Raw genomic sequence first — 10,020 nt, 5'->3', positions numbered from 1 at the left:
AAGACCGAAGTACTTCCGATACTACCTGAAACTTCTAACTCGTTGAATCTCAAGGAGTTTTCCTTTTCGACTGCGCCGGAAGTGGGGCGAATTATAGAGAGATTGAATCCAGCGTCAAGCTTTAATTTGAAACGCACAGCGAAAAAGAAAACTGCGCAATATATTGCTCATCGCCAGGGGTGTTTAGCATCATAGGCAGCCGGTACGAATGTTCGTACCTTTTACTATTAAGGAACGCCCTGCCTCGATGAACACCCAGACCCGCAGCCTAGCCGCTACCTTGTTCCCCGTCGGCGTACTGCTCATTGCCATGGCTTCGATCCAGTCCGGTGCATCGCTGGCCAAAAGCATGTTTCCTCTGATCGGCCCGGAAGGTACCACGACCCTGCGCTTGCTGTTCGCCAGCGTGATCATGCTGCTGTTGCTGCGACCATGGCGGGCGAAGCTGAGCGCGAGCACTCTGAAAAGCGTGATCATCTACGGAGCATCCCTGGGCGGGATGAACTTCCTCTTTTATATGTCGCTGCAGACGGTTCCGCTGGGCATTGCCGTTGCCCTGGAGTTCACCGGGCCGCTGGCGGTGGCGCTGTATGCTTCGCGACGCCCGGTGGACTTCCTCTGGATCGGCCTGGCGGTCATCGGTCTGTTGCTATTAATCCCGGTTGGTGAAACCGGGGCAAGCCTGGACCTCACCGGTGTCGGATTCGCATTGGGCGCAGGGCTCTGCTGGGCGCTGTACATTCTTTACGGACAAAAGGCCGGGGCCGAGAACGGAATCCAGACCGCAGCGCTCGGAGTGGTGATTGCCGCGCTGTTCGTGGCTCCTATCGGCATCGTCAAGGCAGGCAGCGCCTTGCTCGATCCGGCGCTGATCCCTGTCGCCCTCGGCGTAGCGATTCTCTCCACCGCCCTGCCCTACAGCCTGGAAATGGTCGCGCTGACTCGCCTGCCGGCGCGTACGTTCGGCACCCTGATGAGCATCGAACCCGCCATTGGCGCTCTGTGCGGCCTGGTTTTCCTCAGCGAAGTACTGAGCGTGTCCCAGTGGCTGGCGATCGGTGCGATCATTACGGCATCGGTGGGCGCAACCCTGTCGATGCGCAAGGACGCTCCTCCACCGGTAGCGGCAGACTGATTGAGAAATACTTTCATTCGAATGGCCGCAAATGATTGTGCGAGCCAATCGGGCCTGTTTAACTGTGCCCTGTGTCATATTTTGAATTTTTCACTCGACGCAGGGACGAACGAGCATCAGGAAGGTGCAACTGGAACGAACACGGGCACAGACCCGCGCAGCGTTAAGGACAGGAATGAAACGAATTCTGCTCATACTAGCTATCCTCGCAGTCGCAGGTTGCGCAGCAACCGCGAAGGATCAGGTCAAGCGTGGCAAGAAAGGGCTGCACATCAACTGCTCCGGCCTTTCCTCTTCCTGGAACAAGTGCTACAGCAAGGCGGAAACCTCCTGTGGCACGAAAGGCTACAAGGTGATTGCCAGATCCGGGGACAACGACGAAGAGCCGGGAGATTATCCATTCGGCATCAACCCTGCCGGCTATACCAGCCGCAGCATGATCGTCATCTGTAAATAAGAAAGGGCAACCAGAAGGTTGCCCTTTGCCTTTATTGCTTCACTCAACCGATAGCCCGGGTTCTTTCGTGCAACCATTGCAGAGCAGCACCGTCGAGCAGCGGTTCCAGACGTCGACGAACCTCGGCATGGTAGGCGTCGAGCCACGCGGCATCCTCGCTGCCAAGCTGGTCGATCAACAGGCAACGGGTGTCGATCGGACACAGCGTCAAGGTTTCGAATTCCAGGAAATCGCCAAACGCGCTCTTGCCCGACTCCCGGTTTATCACCAGGTTCTCGATGCGCACGCCCCACTGCCCGGGACGATAGGTTCCGGGCTCGATCGAGGTAATCATCCCGGCCTGCATCGCCGTGTGAGGCGTTACGGCGGCCTGATAGGCAATGCTCTGCGGTCCTTCGTGGACATTCATGAAGTAGCCGACCCCGTGCCCGGTGCCGTGCCCGTAATCGATATGTTCAGCCCACAACGGCGCGCGCGCGATCGCATCCAGTAGCGGCGAGGGAATGCCTCGGGGAAACCGGGCCCGCGATAGGGCGATCATGCCCTTGAGCACACGGGTGCAGTCCAGTTTCTGCTCATGGCTCGGGGTACCGATCGGCACCATGCGGGTGATATCGGTGGTTCCGCCAAGATACTGCCCGCCCGAGTCGATCAGAAGCAGGCCATCGCCTTCGATCCGTGCGAAAGCCTCCGGGGTGGCATGGTAATGCGGCATCGCGCCATTGGCGTTGAACGCCGCGATGGTGGCAAAACTCAGGCAGACGAAATCCGGACGCCGGGCACGCGCCGCCGTCAGTTGCACATCGATATCGACTTCGGTGACCACCTCGCGTCCCTGGGCCGTCTCGAGCCATGCGAAGAACTCGCACAGCGCAGCGCCGTCATGCTCCATGGTTCGGCGGATATGCGCGAGGTCCGCATCGCTCTTGCGCGACTTGGCCAGGGTCGTAGGGTTGATACCTTCGACCAACCGCACGCCCTCACACAGATTGGCCAGAAGACCACTGGTCACCTTCGCCGGATCCAGCAACACCCGGCTGTCCGCCGCGATCCCGGCAAGACCGGCGGCAACCTCGCTGTAATCACGCAATTCGACCCCATCGGCGGCAAGCGTGTCGCGCAGCGACGCATCCACCTTGCTCTGGGCGACGAACAGAATCGCAGCCTCCTGGCCGATCAGGGCGAAGGAAACGAATACCGGGTTGTAGGAAACATCGCTACCGCGCAGATTGAACAACCAGGCGATATCGTCGAGGGTGGCGAGGAAATGCCAGTCGGCGCCTCGCTCGGCCAGCGTCTGGCGCAAGGCGGCCAGCTTCTCGCGACGCCCCTGCGAGGCATAGGGTGGCAAATGTGCATACACCGGACTGGCCGGCAACGCCGGACGGTCCGGCCAGATCTGTCCCAGCAGATCCTTGTCCAGCAGCAAGCGAACCTTGCGCGCCTGCAGGCGCTCTTGCAATTGCCGAGCAGACGCCAACGCCATGACTGCACCGTCTGCGGCCACCGCACCGTTGGCCGGGGTGTTGTCCGCCAGCCATTCCAGCGGCCCCGGCCTGCCAGGTTGCAGCTTGACCAGTTCGATCCCGGTACCGGCCAGTTCCTGGGTGGCCTGCTCCCAATAGCGGCTATCGGCCCACAGCCCGGCAAAGTCGGCGGTCAGCACCAAGGTTCCGACCGACCCCTGAAATCCGGACAGCCATTTGCGGCCCTGCCAGTATCCCGGCAGGTATTCGGAAAGATGGGGATCGGCAGAAGGCACCAGCAGTGCATCGACCCCTTCGTTGCGCATCACCTGGCGCATCTGCGCCACGCGCGCCCTGACCGCATCCTGCGGTGTCGGTTGACTGTTCATGCTCGCTCCTTTCATCACTACGGCCTGTATTCCAGGCCGCTGATAATGGAGCAGGGCTCAGCCCCGGGCAACACCCCAGAAGGGCGCAGGATGCAGCGCTGCATGGATGGCCGCTACAGCCTGATCAACGTCCGACACGCGGGTGAAACGCCCCAGGCTCAAGCGTATGGTCTGTCCCGCCAGATAGGCATCATGCCCCAATGCCAGCAACACATGGGAGGGTGCTGAACTCCCGGAATTGCAGGCCGACGTGGAAGAAAATGCCAGGGTTTTCGCCAGTTCGGATAGATCCAGCGAGTCGCCGCCAAAGGTCAGGCTGAGGGTGTGGGGAATGGACTGTTCGAGGCTGCCGTTTACCAGTAAGCCGGAAATATCCCGCAGCCTTGTAAGAAGCCGCTCACGCAAACATCGGATGCGATCCAGCTCTTCTCGCTGCACTTCACCAGCCAGGGCAAAGGCCGCCCCCATCGCGGCGATCTGGTGGGTCGCCAGCGTCCCGGAGCGCAGCCCGCCTTCGTGACCGCCACCATGCATCTGCGCCTGCAGCAGTGTACGAGCCCGCTCGCCGACATACAGCGCACCGATGCCCTTGGGCCCATAGACCTTGTGTGCGGAAAACGAAGCCAGGTCCACCGGCCACCGCGCCAGATCGATCCCGACCTTGCCCGCCGCCTGGGCGCAATCGACATGCAGCAATGCACCCCGCTCTCGTACCACCTCACCGATGCGCTCGACATCATTGAGCGTACCGAGCTCATTGTTCACCAGCATCAGGGACACCAGGAACGTATCAGGGCGCAGAGCAGCGGCTACCGCCTGTGGCGTGATCAGCCCTTTGCCATCCGGCTTCAGGTAAGTGACCTCGAAACCCGCGTCCTGCAACTGCCGCGCGGTATCCAGCACCGCCTTGTGCTCGATGCAACTGGTAACGATGTGACCGCCCTGCCGTCCTTGAGCCAACCCCTTGATGGCGAGATTGTTCGACTCGGTCGCGCCGGAGGTCCACACAAGCTGCTCGGGACGTGCGCCGATCAGCGTTGCTACCTGCAAGCGCGCCAGCTCCACGGCTTCGCGCGCCTGCTGACCGTAGCGATGTGAACTCGAAGCGGGATTGCCGAACGTACCGGACACACCCAGGCACTTGACCATCACGTCGATGACTCGCTCGTCGACGGGTGTCGTGGCGGCATAGTCGAAATACAGCGGCAGTTTTTCCATGGTTCAAGGCTCTCTTGCAGTTGTCGCCCCGGAAAGCGTCGTGCTTTCCGAATCCTGTCCAGAGATAGTGCCTCAAACCACATAGAACCAATAATTATCAATTTTCATATTTATATAACCATAATTTCATACCTCTTTACCCAGTGAACTTCTCGACCATCCAGGCCTTCAGAACAAATATCTACGCTGACTGGAGCATCCGCCATGCCCCGCCGGACCGACCGCAAGCACGGCGTGCTATTGCTCGATACCCGGGAACGCACGCCAGAGCATGAACGTGCCGTACACCGTAAATTGGCCGAGCATCTGGCCGCCCTCCTGCATACCGAAGTGGTTGCATCGCCCACGGACGAGGAAGAGGATCTCTACTACCTGCCCACCGCGACCCTGATCGACCCTCGCCGTTATGGACAACTGGGCATCCGCTCGACCGACGATTTCTTCGGTGGCCTGGTAGCCCATCCGTACATGGCGACGAAGGCCATCTCCCATCCGTTGCCCGCCGGCGCACAGTATCCCAACGGTTGGACCGACGAGTTCGCCCGTCAGGCAGGCAGGGCGCTGCTCAAGGGCTACACGGTGTTCAGCATCGCCGATGCCAGGGCCGCCGCCACGCTGCTGCTGCGCGATGGTCCCTTGCGACTCAAACCGGTACGCGCAACGGCCGGCCGCGGGCAGAAAGTGATTGCAAGTGCAGCCGAGCTGGAACCCGAACTGAGCCAACTGGACAACGACGAACTTGCCCTCTGGGGGCTGGTGCTCGAAGAAAACCTGACGGATGTCGAAACCTTCAGTGTCGGCCAGGTACAAGTCGCCGGGATCGTTAGCAGCTATTACGGCGTCCAGCATTGCACCCTTGATCATCAGGGCGAATCGGTCTACGGCGGATCGGACCTGGTTGTGGTACGCGGCGATTACGAGCGCCTGCTGCAACTTGAACTGGACCAGCCCCTGCGCCTGGCGATCACCCAGGCGCAGGCCTATGAGCAGGCCGCCATCGCCAGCTTTCCAGGCTTTCTTGCCTCCCGCCGCAACTACGACGTCGCGCGCGGCCTGACCGCCGCGGGCCATGTGCACAGTGGTGTACTCGAACAATCCTGGCGCATCGGCGGCGCCAGCAGCGCCGAACTGCTGGCCCTGCGCGCCTTCGCCGATGACCCGGCGCTACAGCGCGTACGCGCCTCCACCCATGAAGTGTTCGGTGATGCCGTGCTGCCCGGGGACGCCACGCTTTTCTATCAGGGGGACGACCTTGAAGTCGGACGAATCTGCAAATACGCGAGGATCCGCGACTATGACCATCCATAGCGAAAGCCTGGACATTCCCGTCGACGGCGAAACCATCGCCGGTACCCTGCTCAGCCCGAGCCCCAAGGTCCCCGGGATTCTCTTCGTGCACGGCTGGGGTGGCAGCCAGCAGCGGGACCTGGCGCGCGCCAAGCACATCACCGGGCTGGGCTGCGTGTGCATGACCTTCGATCTGCGCGGCCATGAGAAGACCGAAAGCCAGCGGCGCAGCGTAACCCGCGAGCAAAACCTGGCGGACCTTCTGGCAGCCTACGACAAGCTGGTCAGCCACCCGGCGGTGGATACCAGCTCGATCGCGGTGATCGGCAGCAGCTACGGTGGTTACCTGGCCACCCTGCTGACCCGCCAGCGACCGGTGAAATGGCTGGCGCTACGGGTTCCGGCGCTGTACTGGGACGATGAATGGAGCCTGCCGAAGCAGGCGCTCGATCGGCAACGCCTGTCGCAATACCGGCTGATGACCCTGGGCCCTGGCGACAACCGCGCCCTGGCTGCCTGCGCAGAATTCGCCGGGGACGTCCTGCTGGTGGAGTCGGAAACCGATGACTATGTGCCACACACCACCTTGATGAGCTATCGCTCGGCGTTCGTCTGCGCTCATTCGCTGACGCACCGGATCGTCGACGGTGCCGATCATGCGCTCTCCAGTGACCGGAGCCAGAAGGCCTACAGTGCGTTGTTGACGGCCTGGATCAGCGAAATGGTGATCGGGGCGCGGCTGGACCGTTATCCGCATCACTCGCCCTGGTATTCCTGAGATCGCCCGGCCTGCGTCACACGCCGCCGGTAATCACTTGGCGCCAGTCCCGTGACCTTATGGAACACCTTGCGAAACGCGCCTGGGTCCTGGTAGCCCACGCCCCAGGCGATCTGGTCGATGCTGCGCCGGGTGAATTCCAGCATCCGGCAGGCACGGCCCACCCTGACCTGCTGGCAGTACTCGGTGGGTTTCAGTCCGGTGGCGCTGCGAAAGCGGCGCAGGAACGTACGCTCTTCGAGCCCGGCGCAATCGGCCATGACCGCCACGCTGACTTCCCGTGCGCCGGTGCTCTGCAACCAGTGCTGGACCTTGAGCACCGCTTCGTCGCCATGATCCAGGCGCGGGCTGAAAGTACTCCCGGCTGGCTTGATCCGCACCGGTTCCACCGCGAGAAAGCGTGCGGTTTCCGCGGCCAGGGTTGGCCCGAGGTAGCGCTCCACCAGTTTCAAGCCAACCTCGGTCCAGGCCATCAACCCGGCGCTGGTGATCACGTCACCGTCTTCCAGCAGCGGCAGGTTGGCCTCGACCTTTATCCGCGGGAAGCGCTCGGCCAGGGATTGGGCAAAGTTCCAGTGCGTAGTGGCTGAACGTCCGTCCAGCACACCGCTGGCGGCAATGAAGAATACCCCGACGCAGATCGACGCCAGCAGGGCGCCATCGCCGTGCCAGTTGCGCAACTGCTCGCGGTAGCGCTCGAGCAGTTCAGCGGTCGGTTCCTGGGTCAGGCTGGGAGGCACGATCATCACCCGCAGCTGATGGCCGGGCAGCAGGTGGCTGTCATGGCTCACCACCAGTGCGCCTTCTGCATCCTCCTGCCAGTGGCAGACCCGCAGCGGCGCACGCTGTGCAAGGCCCAGGTCGGCCGCCAGACGATTGGCCACGCTGAACAGATCGGTCAGCCCGTGCACAGCCGCCAACTGCGCCCCGGGATAGACCAGGATGCCGATCTCGATGATTTCGCCGTCCCGGCTCATTGTCAGTTTTTCCCGTGAAATTGTCGGTCGCGCCAATCCGCAACGGCGCCGGGCAAGCCTATAACTATCAGCCACGGCCCCACCACTGCCATCAACGAGGAAACCACATGAGCAGCAAAGCCCTGGTCATCATCGATATCCAGAACGATTACTTCCCGGGTGGCAAATGGCCCCTGGCCAACGCCGACCTTGCGGCCGACAATGCGGCGAAAGCCCTGGAAAGGGCACGGGCGCAGGGCGACCTGGTGATTCATGTGAAGCATGAATTCGAATCCGCCGATGCGCCCTTCTTCGCTCCCGGTTCGCAAGGCGCGAAGATCCACGCGAAACTGACGCCCCGGGACAATGAGCCGGTAGTGCTCAAGCACAAGGTCAACGCTTTTCTCGACACCCCGCTGCCCGGCCTGCTGGAAGAACACCGCATCAGCGAACTGACCGTGGTCGGCAGCATGAGCCATATGTGCATCGACGCTGCCACGCGTGCCGCCGCCGACCTCGGCTACACGGTCACGGTCCTGCACGATGCCTGCGCCACCCGTGACCTGGAGTTCAATGGCGTGACCGTCCCTGCGGCCCAGGCCCATGCGGCCTACATGGCTTCGCTGGCTTTCGCCTACGCCCGGGTCATTTCCACCGCGCAATGGCTCGAGGCCTGAGTCAGATCACCACGTTGCGCACGAAGCGCGTGGCCACCGCGCCATCATTGCGATAGCCGTGGGTGCGGTTGCTGGCATAGGTGAAAAACTCGCCGGCAGCCAGCGCCCGCGCCTCGTCGTCGATCAAAAGGGTCAGGCAGCCCTCGAACACGAAGATCTGCTCGCTGAAGCCTTCCGGGTCGGCATTGGTCTTGTAGAACTCGCCGGGCTCCAGGCGCCACTCCCACAGCTCGACTTCGCGCCGGGCCGGAGTGCTGGCCAGCAGCACCGCCTTGCTGCCGGCATGCTCGCCGGCCCAGGCCAGCTCGTTGATGCGGCTGGAGTCGCGGTTGTCCGCGGCCTTGATCAGGTCGGCGAACGCCACGCCCAGGGCTTCGGCGATCAGGTCGAGGGTCGACAGGCTGACGTTCTTTTCCCCGGCCTCGATAGCCACCAGCATGCGTCGGCTGACGCCGGAGTTCTCGGCCAGGGCACTCTGGCTCAAGCCGCGGACATGCCGCAGGCGCCGCACGTTCTGGCTGACGTGCTGGAGAACCGAGGCGCGGTTGGAATCTTTATCCACTGAACTATTCACAGAAAGTATTCACCGAAAGTACTCACCGAAGAGAATTTGCGCAGTATACTGCCCACTTTTGCCGCACGCACTGTGCGGCGCCTTCATTTCTCGCGTGCAAGCCATGACTACCAATACCTCCGTGCGTCCCTCCCCGACCTTTCGCCTGAGCAAGGCGGAACTGGTGCTGGTGTTCATCACCATGCTCTGGGGTGGCACTTTCCTGATCGTGCACAAGGTGATGACGGTCAGTGGCCCGATGTTTTTCGTCGGCCTGCGTTTTGCTGCTGCCGCTTTCTTCGTCGGACTGTTCTGCTTCCGCTCGCTGCCGGGCCTTACCCTGCGCGAGCTAAAGGCAGGGGTGCTCATCGGTGTCGCGATCATGCTCGGCTACGGCCTGCAAACCGTGGGCCTGCAAACCATCAGCAGCAGCCAGTCGGCCTTCATCACCGCACTCTACGTGCCCTTCGTACCGATCCTGCAATGGCTGGTGCTGGGCCGCCGCCCCGGCCTGATGCCAAGCATCGGCATCGCCCTGGCTTTTACCGGGTTGATGCTGCTGGCCGGGCCAAGCGGCGGCGCGGTGCATTTCAGCCCCGGGGAGGTCGCCACTCTGGTCAGCGCCGTGGCCATCGCTGCGGAAATCATCCTTATCGGCCACTACGCTGGCAGCGTAGATGTGCGCCGTGTCACCGTGGTGCAGCTGGCTACCGCCTCCGCCCTGTCGTTCATGCTGGTGGTGCCGACCCAGGAGCGCCTGCCGGACTTCTCCTGGCTGTTGCTCGGCGCCGCCATCGGCCTGGGCGCCATGAGCGCGATTATCCAGGTCGCGATGAACTGGGCGCAGAAGTCGGTTTCGCCGACCCGCGCTACGCTGATCTACGCGGGGGAACCGGTCTGGGCCGGGATTGTCGGACGTATCGCCGGTGATCGTTTGCCCGGCCTCGCACTGCTGGGCGGTTTGCTGATCGTAATCGCGGTGATCGTGAGCGAACTCAGGCCCGGACGCAAGGAAGATAAACCGGCGACAAGTGCCGCCGACGGGAAGGAAGCTGATACCGGTATTTAAGGAAACAGCGCGCTCGTCTTGCGGAAACTGTTATA

At 62.2% G+C, this 10,020-nt stretch carries 10 protein-coding genes; 6 read left to right on the top strand and 4 right to left on the bottom strand.

Translation table 11 applies throughout. From position 1 onward, the window contains the following. The first annotated feature begins 247 nt into the window (after positions 1-247). Positions 248-1,135, top strand: coding sequence for a threonine/homoserine exporter RhtA (gene rhtA / locus ACPFMA_RS09785; protein WP_425930078.1), 888 nt, complete (start codon positions 248-250; stop codon positions 1,133-1,135). Between the two features lie 175 nt (positions 1,136-1,310). Beyond that, a complete protein-coding gene (locus tag ACPFMA_RS09780) occupies positions 1,311-1,592 on the top strand; it encodes a hypothetical protein (protein ID WP_064303826.1) in 282 nt (93 codons plus the stop codon). A 43-nt stretch (positions 1,593-1,635) separates the two neighbouring features. Here ACPFMA_RS09780 and ACPFMA_RS09775 read toward each other — a convergent pair whose 3' ends face one another. Continuing rightward, a complete protein-coding gene (locus ACPFMA_RS09775) occupies positions 1,636-3,447 on the bottom strand; it encodes an aminopeptidase P family protein (protein ID WP_425930077.1) in 1,812 nt (603 codons plus the stop codon). A 57-nt stretch (positions 3,448-3,504) separates the two neighbouring features. Continuing rightward, positions 3,505-4,665 (bottom strand): aminotransferase class V-fold PLP-dependent enzyme, encoded by a 1,161-nt coding sequence (locus ACPFMA_RS09770; RefSeq protein WP_425930076.1) that lies wholly within the window; start codon positions 4,663-4,665, stop codon positions 3,505-3,507. A 204-nt stretch (positions 4,666-4,869) separates the two neighbouring features. On the opposite strand from ACPFMA_RS09770, the gene ACPFMA_RS09765 reads away from it, so the two are divergent. Both ACPFMA_RS09765 and ACPFMA_RS09760 read left to right on the top strand, forming a co-directional pair. After that, the gene (locus ACPFMA_RS09765) at positions 4,870-5,973 is read left to right on the top strand and encodes a DUF3182 family protein (protein WP_425930075.1); all 1,104 of its coding nucleotides are present in this window, start codon (positions 4,870-4,872) and stop codon (positions 5,971-5,973) included. Further along, positions 5,960-6,730 carry an alpha/beta hydrolase family protein gene (locus tag ACPFMA_RS09760; RefSeq protein ID WP_009394690.1) on the top strand — a complete coding sequence of 257 codons (771 nt, stop codon included), beginning with the start codon at positions 5,960-5,962 and terminating at the stop codon, positions 6,728-6,730. Before ACPFMA_RS09765 ends, ACPFMA_RS09760 begins: the two co-directional genes overlap by 14 nt. Here ACPFMA_RS09760 and ACPFMA_RS09755 read toward each other — a convergent pair. Beyond that, positions 6,709-7,707, bottom strand: coding sequence for a GlxA family transcriptional regulator (locus ACPFMA_RS09755; RefSeq protein WP_425930074.1), 999 nt, complete (start codon positions 7,705-7,707; stop codon positions 6,709-6,711). The genes ACPFMA_RS09760 and ACPFMA_RS09755 overlap by 22 nt on opposite strands. Positions 7,708-7,814: 107 nt before the next feature. Here ACPFMA_RS09755 and ACPFMA_RS09750 point away from each other — a divergent pair, with 107 nt between their 5' ends. Further along, positions 7,815-8,363 carry a cysteine hydrolase family protein gene (locus ACPFMA_RS09750; protein ID WP_064303831.1) on the top strand — a complete coding sequence of 183 codons (549 nt, stop codon included), beginning with the start codon at positions 7,815-7,817 and terminating at the stop codon, positions 8,361-8,363. Position 8,364: 1 nt separating this feature from the next. Here ACPFMA_RS09750 and ACPFMA_RS09745 read toward each other — a convergent pair whose 3' ends face one another. Beyond that, entirely contained in the window at positions 8,365-8,925 is a 561-nt protein-coding gene (locus ACPFMA_RS09745) for a helix-turn-helix domain-containing protein (RefSeq protein WP_425930073.1), read from the bottom strand. A 115-nt stretch (positions 8,926-9,040) separates the two neighbouring features. Between ACPFMA_RS09745 and ACPFMA_RS09740 the strand changes: the two genes are divergently transcribed. Continuing rightward, positions 9,041-9,985 carry a DMT family transporter gene (locus ACPFMA_RS09740; RefSeq protein WP_420058972.1) on the top strand — a complete coding sequence of 315 codons (945 nt, stop codon included), beginning with the start codon at positions 9,041-9,043 and terminating at the stop codon, positions 9,983-9,985. The last annotated feature ends 35 nt before the right edge of the window (positions 9,986-10,020 follow it).

The sequence above is a fragment of the Pseudomonas sp. NyZ201 genome, from assembly GCF_049860765.1.
GTDB lineage: Bacteria > Pseudomonadota > Gammaproteobacteria > Pseudomonadales > Pseudomonadaceae > Aquipseudomonas > Aquipseudomonas bharatica.
Note: the sequence above shows the minus strand (reverse complement) of the source record. Positions and strands in the feature narration are given on the sequence as shown.